Here is a 13878-nt window from a genome sequence, read left to right on the forward strand (position 1 = left end):
GCCCAACCCTGGCAGGTCGGTCTTGGCATCCTGTGCCTGCACCCTAGGATTGACGTTCAATCCGTTGCTGCTTACCTGTAAGGTGGTCGGCCGTTCCTCTCTTGCTGTACTGACTGTTTGTTGTTGAGACGCGGCGACAGACCACTTCTTCTTCTTCTTCTTCTTCTTCTTCTGCTGATTGCCCCGGATAGTGACGCTAATCGGCATGTGCGGTGTCTGCTCTATGAGTGACCCGCATAGCGCTTGTTTCTTCGGTAATTGCATAGAACGTGACTGGATCATAGAAGCGGCATTTCATACGCCGCTTCTTCTGCCTGGATGGTGGTAGCTCTGCCACTGTCATACGGTTAATGCTCAAAGTATGGGTAAAATAGTTCGGTATAGTTATTGTTAATGCTTGTTTCAGGAGAACCGAATGAATCAGCCCATTAGCCCCGAGCTTGAACCAGGCTTGTCGCTGCGCAAGATTACGCACATCTGCTATGGCTTGTTTTCTTTGGCTATGATCAGTGCAGGTATCTTCGGTGCTGCAGCTGTAGCAGCTGTGATTCTGGCTTACGTCAAACGCGGTGATGCATCGGGCACTATTTATGCCAGCCATCTGGATTGGGTCATCAAGACTTTCTGGTGGGGACTGTTGTGGGTGGTGTTGAGCGCTTTGCTGACGACCATCTTTATTGGTTGGGTAACCGCTCTGGTAGCCATGGTATGGATCATCCACCGCCTGATTAAAGGCTGGTTGGCCTTGGCAGGTGGTCAGGCTCTGGGCCACGACTACTAACGCGATCCCATTTCAGTAGTGTTCTGGCGTAGCCCAGAAAGAAATATTTAAAAGGTGCTCATCTGAGCACCTTTTTTTTTGTTGCTTTGCTTGGGCTTGCTCGGATTTGGCCCGCATCTGCTTGGCTATGCACCCCGGTTCAGGCCCTTGGGCGGTGCGTTTCGCTTATCCCTGTTGAGGAAGCCTTTAAGGTGCCAGCAGGTGGATCTGTTCGATATGCATATGGTGCAGGCACTCGCGCAGCAGCAAGAGGTAAATACCCAGGTTTTGATTATTGACCAGCTGATGGATATTTTCCAAAGAGCCCGCGTTGATCATTTTCAGGCTGACCGCTCCTTGGCTGGCTGCTGCATACAGGGTGAACAGGTCGTCAATCATGTCCCGATTAAGAGTGTGCTGCTCGCTGCCTTGGGCTTCTGTGAGCCAGACGCCAAGCTCTTCAGCAAACTCCCCAGCGGCAAACACCATAAACTGACGCAGATCCAGGCTGGCTGGCATGATCGCGTCTTCCACGACCTCGATAGCATGTTCCAACTGCGCTGCGCGCGAGCTGGAGTCTGCGAAACAGCTTGCCAAGAGCTGGACCCCACTAAGTTCCGGGAAGTGCTCGGTATGAACAGGGACACCTTTATGAGCCATGCTTATTTCGGCGTGATCGGAGCCGAAATCAAGGATAGCCACTTGTGCTTGAGGATGAGCGGTTTGCAGGTTTTGCAGTAATACCGGGGTACTGGCTGGAGGTGGTGGTCGGGAGCTGTCTGACATAAATATCCTTAAGGTATTTCAATCCGTTTGCTCTTGCTCTCCTGCTTGCTTGAATAGCGCCAGAGCAAGATGCCGTTGTGTCTCATGATCCACGATGGGGGCCGGGTAATCCTGTCTCAGCCTGAATTCGATAGGAAGCTGCTTGGCCTGCCAGGGTGCGTGCACGGCCTGCTTGTCCAGGGAAGCCAGTTCGGGGACATACCGTCGTATGAATTGCCCATCAGGATCAAATTTACGCGATTGGGTAATGGGATTAAAGATGCGAAAGTAAGGCTGCGCATCGCATCCGGTAGAGGCTGCCCATTGCCAGCCTCCCACATTGGAAGCCATATCGTAATCAAGCAGCTTCTGAGCAAAATATTGCTCACCCCAACGCCAGTCTATCAGCAAGTCTTTCACCAGAAAGGACGCGCTGATCATGCGTAGCCGGTTGTGCATATAGCCTGACTGGTTCAGTTGACGCATGGCGGCATCCACAATCGGGTAGCCGGTCCGGCCTTCTTGCCAGGCCTGGAACCAGTCTTCGCGATTAGGGAAGGGCAGATCCTTGTAGGCGGGCTTGAAGCTCTCTGTCGCCGTTTCAGGGTGGTGCCACAGGAACTGCTGATAGAACTCTCGCCAGATCAATTCGCTCAGCCATGTTGCTGCGCCCACGGAGTCGCTGGGCCAAGCTAAAGATACCGCTTGGCGGATAGAGAGGGTTCCAAAGCGTAGATGGGGGGCCAGATAGGACACCCCTCGTTTGGCGGGAAAGTCTCGGCGCTCCTGGTAAGCGTGGATTCTGGGTTCGAATTCTTCCAGCAAGGTTTGAGCGCCTTGCCAACCGGCGGGGTTCAGCAGTTTTGCGCGAGACTCGTCTTGAAAGCCCAATTGCTCCAAACCAGGCAAGGCTTGCTCGGGTAGCGCGGCCCATTTGCCCTGCGAGCAGTCGTATGCTTGCACATTTTCAGATTGGATACGCGCCAGCCAATTGCGTTTGTAGGGCGTAAAAACCGTGTAGGGCTGCTTCTGTTGGGTCAGGATCTCATCCCGCGCAAAGATCACCTGGTCCTTGAACAGCTGCAGTTCCATGCCTTGTGAGGATAGAGCATGCCTGACAGCCTGATCCCGAGCGAGGGCTGCCGGCTCGTAGTCCTCGTTTGTATAGACGGTTTTTGCATTCAGGCTGTTCGCCAATGCTGGAATTTTCTGTACGGGGTCCCCATAAACCGTGATCAGTTCACTGCCATTTTGACGCAGCTGCTCCTGAACCTGTAGCAGGCTGTCGTAGATAAAAGCCAGTCGGACATCATCGGCGGGTAAGGATTGCAGGATGGTGCTGTCAAAGACAAATACACAGGCTACAGGCAAACCACTTTTCAAGGCATGGTGCAAGGCAGCATGATCGTGCAAACGTAGATCACGGCGTAGCCAGCACAAGGCGCGTGGGGTTTGAGCGGGTGGGGTAGAGAATGAAATCGACATGGAGACGAGAAAGCAGCGGACTTGATGCCGCCAAATAAAAAAAGGGCCGCGGCTGAAAGCTCAGCGGCGCGGCCCGATATTGCCAGAGGTGCCTGGGCACCCCGTGCTTATTTCAGGTGGGCGCTGACCAGCTTGGTCAGTTCAAACATGGAGACCTGGTCCTTGCCGAACAAGGGGCGCAGCTTGGCGTCGGCATTGATGTTGCGACGGTTCTTGGGATCCTGGAGATCGTGTTTCTTGATGTATTCCCAGATTTTCTTCGTAACTTCAGTACGCGGCAGCGCGCCAGAGCCAATCACCGCAGCCAGTGTTGGGCTAGGAGTGAGTGGTTTCATGAAGGCTGCATTGGGTTTGCGGGTAGCAGGCTTTTTTTCAGTGCTGGCCATGAACGGAACTCCTGAGAAACGAGTTGAAGGGGCGGGTTATGCGCTAGGGCACGACTTGTCTGTCAGCATACCGTGATACTCCCTATACGTCCAAGCCCTTTGTGAGCAAGAGCTTTGCGGGTCTGTAAGCAGATTTTCCAGTGTTTACAGGCTGCTGCAACGCACTATGGATTTGGGCTCGGGATTCCTGTGCCAATCATGCGCAGCACAGGTAGCTGTAGCATAATGATGGATTCGGCCTGCTGAAAGGCAATTGTGGCACCTGTTGCTTTATGGACGGTTCAAAGCACGGGGCCTTTGTTTGATATTGAGTAAAGATATGAGCCCTACTGTGGATACCCTGGTCATTCGTCGTCCTGATGATTGGCATTTGCACCTGCGTGACGGTGCTGTGTTGGAATCGGTCTTGGGCCATACTGCGGCACAATTTGACCGGGCTATCGTCATGCCCAACCTGACCCCGCCCGTTACAGCCACCGCACAGGCTCTGGCCTACCGCGAGCGTATTTTGAGCGCACTGGCCAAAACCGAGTACGTCGGCAAGTTTGAGCCTTTGATGACTTTGTACCTGACGGACAATACTCAGCCTGAGGAAATCGTTCGCGCCAAGGAAAGTGGGTTTGTGCATGGCGTGAAGCTGTATCCCGCCGGTGCCACCACAAACTCCGATGCAGGCGTGACAGATTTGCTGAAGAACTGTTCCAAGGTGCTGGCCCAGATGCAGGAATCGGGCATGCCTTTGCTGATGCACGGAGAGGTCACAGACCCCAGCATCGACTTGTTCGACCGGGAAGCCGTATTCATCGAGCGTGTGATGATCCCCATGCGCAAGGCCTTCCCCGAACTGAAAGTGGTGTTTGAGCACCTGACCACGGCAGAGGGCGCTGCCTATGTTAGCCAGGCGGAAGGCCCGGTTGCCGCAACCATCACCGCCCATCACTTGCTCTATAACCGTAATGCTTTGTTCCAAGGCGGTTTGCAGCCACACTGGTACTGTTTGCCTGTCTTGAAGCGCGAGAAGCATCGCCAGGCTCTGGTTGATGCAGCAACCAGCGACAGCAATCGTTTCTTCCTGGGCACAGACAGTGCTCCACACTCGCGTAGCCGCAAAGAACAAAGCTGTGGCTGTGCGGGCTGTTATACCGCGCTGCACGCCATGGAGTTGTACGCGTCAGCTTTTGACAAGGCCGGACGTCTGGATCGCCTGGAAGCCTTTGCCAGCTTGAATGGTCCCGCTTTCTACGGTTTACCGGTCAATGAAGGAACAATGACTCTGCAACGTCGCCAGTTCACCATTCCCGAGTCCGTGGAAATGGCGGGTGAGCCATTGATTCCTCTGGCGGCCGGTCAGGCTCTGGACTGGAGTGTGGTGAGCTAAGGATGGAGGAAGCCGCCCGATTTCAGTGTATTTGCTGGCGCTGAGTCGGGCAGTTCCTGATACCTGGTTTCACTGCGAGATAGCTCCGTGGAAACTGCTTTTCTTGATATAGCGTGGTCTGCCTTGGCAGTTCGCATGGCCGCCACCGCTTTGGTTGTTGTTCTGGTTTCGTGGTCAGTTAGCGCATTTGGCCCCTTGATTGGTGGTGCGCTGGCGGGCTTGCCCATGGTATTGGGCCCCGGTTTTTATTTTCTGTCCCAGCAGTTTCCTGCCGATTATGTGCAGCAGGCGGCAACCTATGCCGTGTATTCGCTAAGTGCGACTCAGCTGTTTTTGCTGCTCATCATTCTTTGTGCCCCCACTTTGTCGCCCTGGCGCACCTTGTTGTGTGCGGTCGCTGGTTGGGCGGTGGCCGCCTTGTTCTTGTCCTTTATGCCCGTGCAACCTGTGTTGGGGCTGGCTTTGTTTATTGCTGTGACTGCATTCAGTTTGCGCGTGTCACGCCGTCTGGCCGGCATGAAAGGGACCAGCAAAGCGAAGGCGGGTTGGGGTCTGCTGATATTCAGAGGGGCATTGGCAGGACTTCTGGTTGCTATCGTGACCACCAGCAGCTCTTTGCTGGGGCCGAGCTTGTCGGGGCTGATCATGGCCTTCCCCATTGGCTATACCGTGGTCGCCGTGACCATTCACCAAACCTTGGGTGCAGCCAGCTTGGTCGCGACTTTGCGTTCGGCCTTGTGGGGGACAGGCAGTCTGGCGGGGTTTTGCACCACGCTGGCGCTGACCTTCACGCATTTGCATTGGCTGGCAGCCTTGCTGCTGGCTGCCGCTGTGTCGATTGCGATTACCTTGCTGTTGGTGTTCCGCCCCTGGGCTCGCCGGGGCTAAGCGCTTATTCTGCGTCGAACAGATCCTGACCCTGCGTGTTGCGTGGCGGCGTGAGCCCCAGGTGACGCCAGGTGTTCAGGGTAGCAATGCGGCCTCTTGGGGTGCGTTGCAAAAAACCATGCTGGATCAGATAGGGTTCGATCACATCTTCGATCGTGTCGCGTTCTTCACCAATGGCAGCCGCCAGGCTGTCTACCCCAACCGGGCCACCGTCGAATTTATGCACGATGGCCTCCAGCAATTTTCTGTCCATCAAATCCAGGCCTTGTGGATCCACTTCCAGCATGGACAGGGCCGCCTGTGCGCATTCGGTATGGATAATGCCGCCGGTTTTGACTTCGGCGTAATCGCGTACTCGGCGCAGAAGTCGGTTGGCAATACGCGGGGTACCGCGCGAGCGGCGGGCAATTTCGTAGGTGCCTTCATCCGTCGTGCTGACATTAAGCAGCCCGGCACTGCGCGCCACGATATGCGTCAGGTCTTTGACGTCATAGAACTCCAGGCGAGACACAATGCCAAAGCGGTCGCGCAAGGGATTGGTCAACATGCCAGCGCGAGTGGTGGCACCGACCAGGGTAAAGGGCTGCAAATCCAGTTTGACGCTGCGGGCGGCCGGGCCTTCGCCAATCAGGATGTCAATTTGAAAGTCTTCCAGCGCTGGATACAGAATTTCCTCGACGACGGGAGACAGGCGATGGATCTCGTCAATAAACAGAACGTCGTTGGGTTCCAGATTGGTCAGCAAGGCAGCCAGATCACCGGGACGCTCCAGCACGGGGCCGGAAGTCTGGCGCAGGTTCACCCCCATTTCATGGGCAATGATGTGAGCCAGCGTGGTTTTACCCAAACCGGGAGGGCCAAACAGCAAGACGTGGTCCAGTGCTTCCTGGCGTTGGCGAGCAGCCGCAATAAAGATTTCCAGCTGTTCGCGCGCCCGAGCTTGCCCGACATAGTCCTCCAGCATCTTGGGTCGCAAGGCGCGTTCGATGGACTCTTCGTTGGGCGACAAGGGTTTGGGCGTAATGATGCGCTGTTCAGAAGGCAGGCTGGAGAGCGAATCGGAATGTATGGCCATGATGACTACGCTGATTGAATATACAGTATGGTACACCAAGCACCCACCGCCTGAGTATCAGGGCACATGGCAGTGTTCATGGAGTGCGCGGGCAAATCGGTCATCCGTAGCAGCCAGGCTGGATTTGTCCGGCCAGCGCTAGGCTGCTTCGCCTGGCATCGCGCATAATGTGGGCTGGAGTTTTTAATCGAGATTTTAGCCATGTCCCTGGAATTACCTGATTTTGCTGATGTTGTAGCCGCCGCTGAACGCTTGGCGCCTGTGGCACACCGCACACCGGTCTTGACTTCCGCAACCTTGAACGAGCGCCTGAATGGCGAAGTCTACTTCAAGTGCGAGAACTTTCAGCGTATTGGTGCTTTCAAGTTTCGCGGTGGCTTCAATGCGCTGGCGCAGTTGAACGAGCAGCAGAAAAAAGCAGGTGTCGTGGCTTTTTCCTCTGGCAATCACGCGCAGGCGGTGGCCTTGTCGGCCAAGCTTTTGGGTATCCCGGCTACCATTATCATGAATTCGGATGCTCCGGCTGCCAAACTGGCTGCAACGCGCGGCTACGGTGCCAAAGTGATCGAGTACGATCGCTTGACTCAAGATCGTGCCCAAATTGCACAAGATCTGGTCGAGCGTGAAGGGCTGACCTTGATTCCTCCCTTTGCGCATCCTGATGTGATCGCGGGGCAGGGGACGGCGGCATTGGAGCTGTTTCAGGAAGTGCCGGACTTGCAGCAGTTCTATGTTTCATTAGGGGGCGGTGGCTTGCTGTCGGGCTGCTTGCTGGCCGCCAAGGCTATGGCACCGGATTGTGAAGTCTATGGTGTTGAGCCGCAGGCTGGGGATGATGCCCAGCAGTCCCTGCGTAGTGGGGAGATCGTCAAGATTGCCCCGCCTGCATCGATTGCTGATGGGGCACTGACCCAAGCTTTGGCACCCATGACGTTTGAGCTGATTCGCAGCATGGTTACAGATATTTTGACGGTGCCTGATACCGAGCTGGTTCAGGCCATGCGTTTCTTCGCGGAACGTATGAAGATGGTTGTGGAGCCTACAGGTTGCTTGGGTGCCGCGGCGGTAATGCGGCAGGGTGATTTGCAAGGCCGCAAGGTCGGTGTGCTGATCAGTGGCGGGAATGTGGATGTGTCCGCCCTGGGGCGTCTGCTCGCTTGATGAATGGAGTAGTAAAAAAACCGGGCCGTTCATATGAACGGCCCGGTTTTTTATACACAGCAGTGTCGTATCAAGCGCGTGACAGCGACTTCAATGCCTGCTTGATCCCTTCCGACACATCAATATCATCCGGCAAGGCTTTGACAGCAATACTGGCCTCCTTGTTGGAGTAGCCCAGCGCTTCCAAGGCGTGCAGCACATCATCACGGCTATTGGGAGTGGCGCTGACGGCGCCACCGCTGCCCAGGTCTGCACCCAGCTTGCCACGCAGTTCCAGTAAAAGACGCTCGGCCGTTTTCTTGCCTATGCCCGGAATCTTGACCAGACGGGACGTCTCCTGGCGCGTAATAGCATCGGCCAGTTCTTCAGCGCTCATGCCTGAGAGCAAGGACAGGGCGGTGCGGGCACCAATGCCCGTGACTTTGATCAGGGCCTTGAAGGTGCTGCGCTCGTTCAGGCTGGAAAAGCCAAACAGCACGTGAGCATCTTCACGAATGGCCAGATGGGTGAACAGATTGACCTGCGCGCCCAGTTCCGGCATTTGGTAGAGCGTACTCATGGGTACATCGATTTCATAACCAACCCCACCCACATCCACACAGATGGTAGGCGGTTGTTTTTCGATCAAGGTACCCCGGATGCGACCTATCATGACGTTCCTTATGGAGAGTTAACCCAAGATCCGGCCAGCGCGAATGCGGCGGCGCGGCCCGGTGGTGATGGCTCCGCTTTTTTGCAGGCCGCCCACCACACTGCTGTGATGAGCATGGCTGATGGCGCAGGCCAGGGCATCGGCCGAGTCCGGCGCAGGCAGGCCGTTCAGCTGCAAGAGCCGCTGGACCATCAGCTGGATTTGTTCTTTGGCAGCATGACCGCTGCCGGTGACGGTTTTCTTGATCTGCAACGCTGTGTATTCATGTACATCCAGCCCACCGACGGCCAGCGCACACAAGGCGGCGCCCCGAGCCTGTCCTAGCAAAAGGGTAGAGGCAGGGTTGCTGTTTACAAAGACTTTTTCGATGGCAGAGGTATCGGGCTTGCTTTGCTCAATCACTTCCGTGATGTGAGTCAGAATCAGCTTTAGCCGCTCTGCCAGAGGCAGATCAGGCGGGACCACAATGGTCCCGCTGGCCACGTAGCGCAAGCTGGGCCCCTGGGCGTCGATCACTCCGAAACCAGTGCGACGCAAACCAGGGTCTATGCCCAGGATTCGCATATTAGTGACGGAAGTGGCGTGTGCCGGTCAAGACCATGGCAATACCACGCTCGTTGGCGGCGGCAATGACTTCGTCATCACGCACGCTGCCACCGGGTTGAATCACGCAGGTGGCGCCCGCTTTTGCAACCACATCCAGACCATCGCGGAAGGGGAAGAAAGCGTCGGACGCAACAGCCGAACCTTGCAGGGTCAAGCCAGCGTTTTCAGCCTTGATGGAGGCGATGCGGGCAGAGTCCACACGGCTCATCTGGCCAGCGCCTACACCCAGTGTCATGCCCTGACCGCAGAACACGATGGCGTTGGATTTCACGTACTTGGCCACGTTCCAGGCAAACAGCATGTCTTGCATTTGCTGGGCACTAGGTTGGACTTGCGTCACGACCTTGAAGCCTTCGGTGTTATCGCGGAACGTGTCGGGTGTTTGTACCAACCAGCCGCCACCGACACGCTTGACGTCAAACGCGTTGTGAGCCTGGCCGGGCTGAATGCTCAGCACGCGCACGTTCTTTTTCGCGGCAAACACGTCCAGAGCACCTTGGGTGTAGGAAGGTGCCAGCAGCACTTCCACAAACTGGCTGCTGATCGCCTGGGCAGCGGCTTCGTCCACTTCGCGATTGAAGGCAATGATGCCGCCAAAGGCAGAAGTTGGATCGGTTTGGAACGCTTTGCGGTAGGATTCCTCGGCGGTTTCGCCCAGGGCTACACCGCAAGGATTGGCGTGCTTGACGATGACGCAAGCGCCCGCGTCAAAGCTGCGTACACATTCCCAGGCGGCATCAGCGTCAGCAATATTGTTGTAGGACAGTTCCTTGCCCTGCAATTGCTTGTAGCGACCCAGCAGACCTTCGCCAATGGTGCCGTCTGTGTAGAAAGCCGCGCTTTGGTGCGGGTTCTCGCCGTAGCGCAGAGTCTGTTCCTGTTTGAGCTGAATGGTCAGCACATTGGGCCAGGTGTTCACTTCGGGGGCGCTGTCCTGGGCAGGCTCGGCTTGAGCCAGGCTGCTCAGGTAAGCCGCGATGGCACCGTCGTAAGCGGCGGTGTGGGCGTAGACCTTGGCAGCCAGTTCCAGACGCAGGCCGTAAGAAGGGTGACCAGCAGGGCCATCCATATCAGCCAGCACGCGTTCGTAATCGACAGGGTCAATCACCACACAGGCGCCGCCTTCAGGCGTGCCGTGGTTCTTGGCAGCAGCGCGCAACATGGCGGGGCCACCAATATCAATGTTCTCTACCGCATCGGCAAAGGTGCAACCAGGCTTGGCAATGGTTTCACGGAAAGGGTAGAGGTTGACGACCAGCAGATCGATACGGTCAATGCCGTGCTCTTCCAGAGTCTTCAAGTGTTCGGCGCTGTCGCGACGGGCCAGCAGGCCACCGTGAATTTTTGGATGCAGTGTTTTGACACGGCCATCCAGAATTTCTGGCGAACCGGTGTGCTGGGCCACTTCGGTAACAGTCAGGCCGGCCTGGGCCAGCAGCTTGGCCGTGCCGCCAGTGGATAGAAGCCGCACTCCGCGTTGGGCGAGTGCTTGGGCAAATTCGACAATACCGGTTTTGTCGGAGACAGAGAGAAGAGCTGTCTGGATTTTCATGGAAGGTGAGACGTGAGAGTTAGGAATCAGGGTTGCAGATTGTGGGCGCTGAGCTTCTTGCGCAAAGTACTACGCGTGATGCCCAGCATTTCTGCGGCCTTGGATTGGTTGCCCGCGGATTTCTCCAGGGCAACTTGCAGGACAGGCCGTTCCACGCAGGAGATGACCATCGACAACAGATCGCGTGGCTCCGATTCGCCCAGATCGGCGAAGTAGCGTTCGAGGCGTTCACGTACGGACTGTTCTAGTGGGTTGGTCGTTGACATTTTTTTCTGAAGGTATACGTAGTACTTAAATACAAAAGAGCCACACAGCTGTCTTTTATTGCAGGTAGGGCTGGTCCAGGTCGCATTCTTGAAACCAGTGAGTAATGGCTTCTAATTGATCTGCACAGTTTTCGATACGATTAATCTGGTCCAGCCAGTGTCGGGAGTCCGGCATATCCGACAAATACCAGCCTATATGCTTGCGGGCAGTACGTACTCCAGTGTGCTGCCCATAGAAAGCGTAATGGTCTTGCAGGTGTTCGATCATGCAATCGCGCAGCTCGCCAAAGGTGGGGGCTGCACGATGTTCGCCATGTTCGAGGTAATGCAGGATTTCCCGGAAAATCCAGGGTCGTCCTTGCGCGGCTCGACCGATCATGACGGCATCCGCTCCGGTGTACTCTAGTACGAATTTTGCCTTTTCGGGACTATCGATATCCCCATTGGCGATGACCGGAATAGAGAGGCTGTTTTTGACTTCGCGTATGGTGTCGTATTCGGCGTGGCCCTGGTAGAAGTCGCAGCGGGTGCGGCCATGCAGGGTCAAAGCGGCGATGCCGATATCTTCGGCCAAGCGGGCAATACGAACAGCATTGCGCGATTGCGCATCCCAGCCGGTGCGGGTCTTGAGTGTAACCGGAACCTGGTAGGGAGTACATGCCTTGACAACGTGCTCAAGGATTTCAATGATGCGTGGCTCGTCACGCAAGAGGGCGGAACCCGAGGCCACGTTACACACTTTTTTGGCCGGACAACCCATATTGATATCAATGATGCGAGCGCCTTTGCTGATATTGAACACAGCGGCTTCGGCCATCATTTCAGGGTCTGAACCGGCAATCTGTACAGCCACCGGATCAGCTTCACCCTCGTGATTCAGACGTCGTGATGTTTTCACGCTGTCCCACAAGCGCTTGTTGCTGGCGGCCATTTCCGAGACGGCATAACCGGCGCCCAGCGTCTTGCACAGACGACGGTAAGGTCTGTCTGTCACTCCAGCCATGGGGGCAATGAAAATAGGGTTAGGAAGGGTCCAGGGGCCGATACGCATGGGGAAGATTTTAACCCTGCGACACGGGTTCGTGGGCAAGGACTTACAAGAAGAATAAGGGGTGGCCCCGCATCGGGGCCTGTAACGCAGGTGGGCCTAGGCGCGCATTCCTTGCAGCAGCTGTCGGGCAAATGGCTGACGGGCAAAGGGCAGGGTGTCCATGGCCAACAGTCCCAGACCACATGCATGCTGGATCAGTGGATTCTTGGTGGCGAACAGACGCGGCAAGGTGTCGGTGATGGCGGCGGTCAACCAGCGATCCGGGCGGCGTAGGCGGGCGTAACGAGCCAAGAAGGGGTCGGGGTTCTGGCTGCAATCGGCTTGCCAGGCGGCCAGACACTGTGACAATTGTGCGACATCACGCAAGCCCAGGTTCAGACCCTGACCGGCAACCGGGTGCAAGGTCTGGGCAGCATTGCCTACTGCCAGCAGGCGTTCGGACAAGCGGCTGGGGCCAGCATGAAAGGCAAGCGGGAAGATGTGACGCTTGGAGACCAGCTCCAGATGTCCCAGGCGCTCGCCAAAGGCTTGCAGCATGGCGGCTTGAAACGCTTCGACCGGCAGTTCGGACAGGGATTGGCTGCGTTCAGGACTGTTGCACCAGACGATGGCATACAGATCGGGAGCATCAGGGTGGGGCAGTGCGGCAAAGGGGCCGTGTTCGGTAAAGCGCTCGTAGGCCCAGCCGGTTTGAGGCTGGCTGGCGCGCACCGTCGTCAACAAGGCGTGCTGACCGTAATCGCGTCGCACGCCGCTTGGACGGACGCCATCACACTGTACGGCAATTAAGGCTGTGGCTTGACCCGCATCGTGGTCGACCAGAATCTGTTTGGGGGCAGAGTGGGTGCGGGCTTGCTGAGCGGGCAGTAGCGTAACACCGCTGTCCCGGAGCCGGGCATGCAGGGCCCAGAGCAAATCATCGTAATGAACCACGGCGCCAAGGTCAGGTACACCCAGTTCGTCGGCTTGAATCAGACAACGGCCCAGGCGTCCTTTTTGGGAAACATGCACGGTGCGCATCAGGGCGGCGCGCTCGGGCCAGGCTTTGAGCTGATTCAGAATCAGGCGGCGGCTGCCGTGATTCAGGGCCAGCGTGCGTGGATCACCCTGGGCATGTTCGGTGCTGGCCAGATTGAAGTTTTTCCCCAGAACGGCAATGCGTGACGGGCTTGGGTGCTGGGCAGCCAGCATTAGCGCCAAAGATGCGCCTACGGGACCGGCGCCACAAATGGCGATGTCGTAGTCGGTGGCATTCATGGGGGACCTCATGACGGCAAGGAAGTAATTCAGGTATTGTACGGGAAGGTGGCTGTCAAATTGGCTTTAAGCAAATGACAGCTGTGCGCAATGGCTGGCAGCACAAGCCCGGATTGGATGCCCTGCATGTCTCAGCAGACTTTGTCATTTGAACAGACCAAACCTTTTCGCCATAAAGTCACCGCTGCGTGGCTGTCTCTTCTATTAGGTGTGGTGGGCGCACAGCACCGCTATCTGGGCAGACGTTTTTGGTATGTCCCTTTGATGTTTACCAGCCTGGCCATTCTGGGAACGCTGGTGTTTCAGCAGGGGCTGGATTCGTTATTCCCCAATTTGCTGATCTTGCCGGTCAGTGCCGGGATTATCGAGGCCGTGATTCTGGCGCTGCGTAGCCCCGAAAAATTTGATGCGCTCTACAACCCCCAAAGCGAGCAACACAATCAGCATGGCTGGCCCAGCGTCCTCACAGCGGTGGTCTCGACGGTTGCCTTTGCCAATATCAGCCTGTTCTGGCTGGTGCACGTCATCATGGCCTTTTATCGTTATATGGGCTGGCTGGATCTGTCTGTGTATTAAACACATCAAGTGCCTTGTAA

The 13878-nt window shown here is 56.4% G+C and carries 16 protein-coding genes; 5 read left to right on the plus strand and 11 right to left on the minus strand.

Going from position 1 to position 13878, the window contains the following annotated elements; genetic code table 11:
- A partial coding sequence (locus tag U2949_RS00005; RefSeq protein WP_321285434.1) for a hypothetical protein occupies nucleotides 1–207 on the minus strand: 207 nt, incomplete at its 3' end.
- A gap of 208 nt (nucleotides 208–415) precedes the next feature.
- Here U2949_RS00005 and U2949_RS00010 point away from each other — a divergent pair.
- A complete protein-coding gene (locus tag U2949_RS00010) occupies nucleotides 416–781 on the plus strand; it encodes a DUF4870 family protein (protein WP_009459779.1) in 366 nt (121 codons plus the stop codon).
- A gap of 186 nt (nucleotides 782–967) precedes the next feature.
- Here U2949_RS00010 and U2949_RS00015 read toward each other — a convergent pair whose 3' ends face one another.
- The 3 genes from U2949_RS00015 to U2949_RS00025 form a co-directional block, all read right to left on the minus strand.
- Nucleotides 968–1546, minus strand: a complete 579-nt coding sequence (locus tag U2949_RS00015) for a hypothetical protein (protein ID WP_026484730.1) — start codon at nucleotides 1544–1546, stop codon at nucleotides 968–970.
- Between the two features lie 18 nt (nucleotides 1547–1564).
- Nucleotides 1565–3010: a cryptochrome/photolyase family protein gene (locus U2949_RS00020; protein WP_257723638.1), complete on the minus strand. Its 1446-nt coding sequence runs from the start codon at nucleotides 3008–3010 to the stop codon at nucleotides 1565–1567.
- A gap of 107 nt (nucleotides 3011–3117) precedes the next feature.
- On the minus strand, nucleotides 3118–3396 hold the full coding sequence (locus tag U2949_RS00025; RefSeq protein WP_009459783.1) for an SWIB/MDM2 domain-containing protein: 279 nt from the start codon (nucleotides 3394–3396) through the stop codon (nucleotides 3118–3120).
- 319 nt (nucleotides 3397–3715) lie between these two features.
- Here U2949_RS00025 and pyrC point away from each other — a divergent pair, with 319 nt between their 5' ends.
- Entirely contained in the window at nucleotides 3716–4774 is a 1059-nt protein-coding gene (gene pyrC / locus U2949_RS00030; protein ID WP_321285439.1) for a dihydroorotase, read from the plus strand.
- Between the two features lie 135 nt (nucleotides 4775–4909).
- Nucleotides 4910–5662, plus strand: a complete 753-nt coding sequence (locus U2949_RS00035; protein WP_257723636.1) for a hypothetical protein — start codon at nucleotides 4910–4912, stop codon at nucleotides 5660–5662.
- Between the two features lie 4 nt (nucleotides 5663–5666).
- Here the strand turns inward: U2949_RS00035 and ruvB are convergent, their stop codons facing one another.
- Nucleotides 5667–6737, minus strand: coding sequence for a Holliday junction branch migration DNA helicase RuvB (gene ruvB / locus U2949_RS00040; RefSeq protein ID WP_003803078.1), 1071 nt, complete (start codon nucleotides 6735–6737; stop codon nucleotides 5667–5669).
- A 201-nt stretch (nucleotides 6738–6938) separates the two neighbouring features.
- Here ruvB and U2949_RS00045 point away from each other — a divergent pair, with 201 nt between their 5' ends.
- Nucleotides 6939–7898, plus strand: coding sequence for a threo-3-hydroxy-L-aspartate ammonia-lyase (locus U2949_RS00045; RefSeq protein ID WP_321285441.1), 960 nt, complete (start codon nucleotides 6939–6941; stop codon nucleotides 7896–7898).
- A gap of 70 nt (nucleotides 7899–7968) precedes the next feature.
- Here U2949_RS00045 and ruvA read toward each other — a convergent pair whose 3' ends face one another.
- The 6 genes from ruvA to U2949_RS00075 form a co-directional block, all read right to left on the minus strand.
- Nucleotides 7969–8550, minus strand: coding sequence for a Holliday junction branch migration protein RuvA (gene ruvA, locus U2949_RS00050; RefSeq protein WP_026484735.1), 582 nt, complete (start codon nucleotides 8548–8550; stop codon nucleotides 7969–7971).
- A gap of 18 nt (nucleotides 8551–8568) precedes the next feature.
- Complete coding sequence (gene ruvC, locus U2949_RS00055) at nucleotides 8569–9114, minus strand: crossover junction endodeoxyribonuclease RuvC (protein WP_003803085.1); 546 nt, start codon at nucleotides 9112–9114, stop codon at nucleotides 8569–8571.
- Between the two features lies 1 nt (nucleotide 9115).
- Nucleotides 9116–10708: a bifunctional phosphoribosylaminoimidazolecarboxamide formyltransferase/IMP cyclohydrolase gene (gene purH / locus U2949_RS00060; RefSeq protein WP_321285443.1), complete on the minus strand. Its 1593-nt coding sequence runs from the start codon at nucleotides 10706–10708 to the stop codon at nucleotides 9116–9118.
- Nucleotides 10709–10734: 26 nt separating this feature from the next.
- Nucleotides 10735–10974: a helix-turn-helix domain-containing protein gene (locus tag U2949_RS00065; protein WP_003803089.1), complete on the minus strand. Its 240-nt coding sequence runs from the start codon at nucleotides 10972–10974 to the stop codon at nucleotides 10735–10737.
- A gap of 55 nt (nucleotides 10975–11029) precedes the next feature.
- Nucleotides 11030–12025 (minus strand): tRNA dihydrouridine synthase DusB, encoded by a 996-nt coding sequence (dusB, locus tag U2949_RS00070; RefSeq protein WP_021446962.1) that lies wholly within the window; start codon nucleotides 12023–12025, stop codon nucleotides 11030–11032.
- A 96-nt stretch (nucleotides 12026–12121) separates the two neighbouring features.
- Nucleotides 12122–13282, minus strand: coding sequence for an FAD-dependent monooxygenase (locus tag U2949_RS00075; protein ID WP_035275359.1), 1161 nt, complete (start codon nucleotides 13280–13282; stop codon nucleotides 12122–12124).
- Between the two features lie 126 nt (nucleotides 13283–13408).
- Here U2949_RS00075 and U2949_RS00080 point away from each other — a divergent pair, with 126 nt between their 5' ends.
- Nucleotides 13409–13858: a hypothetical protein gene (locus U2949_RS00080; protein ID WP_257723632.1), complete on the plus strand. Its 450-nt coding sequence runs from the start codon at nucleotides 13409–13411 to the stop codon at nucleotides 13856–13858.
- Nucleotides 13859–13878 lie beyond the last annotated feature (20 nt).

Source organism: Alcaligenes phenolicus, from assembly GCF_032063905.1.
GTDB lineage: Bacteria > Pseudomonadota > Gammaproteobacteria > Burkholderiales > Burkholderiaceae_B > Alcaligenes > Alcaligenes phenolicus.

Excerpts from the sequence above, each read along its gene's own strand:
- U2949_RS00065 (WP_003803089.1), bottom strand. The coding sequence starts at position 10,974 with ATGTCAACGACCAACCCACTAGAACAGTCCGTACGTGAACGCCTCGAA.
- U2949_RS00080 (WP_257723632.1), top strand. The coding sequence starts at position 13,409 with ATGTCTCAGCAGACTTTGTCATTTGAACAGACCAAACCTTTTCGCCAT.
- ruvB (WP_003803078.1), bottom strand. The coding sequence starts at position 6,737 with ATGGCCATACATTCCGATTCGCTCTCCAGCCTGCCTTCTGAACAGCGC.
- U2949_RS00020 (WP_257723638.1), bottom strand. The coding sequence starts at position 3,010 with ATGTCGATTTCATTCTCTACCCCACCCGCTCAAACCCCACGCGCCTTG.
- ruvA (WP_026484735.1), bottom strand. The coding sequence starts at position 8,550 with ATGATAGGTCGCATCCGGGGTACCTTGATCGAAAAACAACCGCCTACC.
- U2949_RS00075 (WP_035275359.1), bottom strand. The coding sequence starts at position 13,282 with ATGAATGCCACCGACTACGACATCGCCATTTGTGGCGCCGGTCCCGTA.
- U2949_RS00010 (WP_009459779.1), top strand. The coding sequence starts at position 416 with ATGAATCAGCCCATTAGCCCCGAGCTTGAACCAGGCTTGTCGCTGCGC.
- U2949_RS00035 (WP_257723636.1), top strand. The coding sequence starts at position 4,910 with ATGGCCGCCACCGCTTTGGTTGTTGTTCTGGTTTCGTGGTCAGTTAGC.
- pyrC (WP_321285439.1), top strand. The coding sequence starts at position 3,716 with ATGAGCCCTACTGTGGATACCCTGGTCATTCGTCGTCCTGATGATTGG.
- dusB (WP_021446962.1), bottom strand. The coding sequence starts at position 12,025 with ATGCGTATCGGCCCCTGGACCCTTCCTAACCCTATTTTCATTGCCCCC.
- ruvC (WP_003803085.1), bottom strand. The coding sequence starts at position 9,114 with ATGCGAATCCTGGGCATAGACCCTGGTTTGCGTCGCACTGGTTTCGGA.
- U2949_RS00015 (WP_026484730.1), bottom strand. The coding sequence starts at position 1,546 with ATGTCAGACAGCTCCCGACCACCACCTCCAGCCAGTACCCCGGTATTA.
- U2949_RS00025 (WP_009459783.1), bottom strand. The coding sequence starts at position 3,396 with ATGGCCAGCACTGAAAAAAAGCCTGCTACCCGCAAACCCAATGCAGCC.
- U2949_RS00045 (WP_321285441.1), top strand. The coding sequence starts at position 6,939 with ATGTCCCTGGAATTACCTGATTTTGCTGATGTTGTAGCCGCCGCTGAA.
- purH (WP_321285443.1), bottom strand. The coding sequence starts at position 10,708 with ATGAAAATCCAGACAGCTCTTCTCTCTGTCTCCGACAAAACCGGTATT.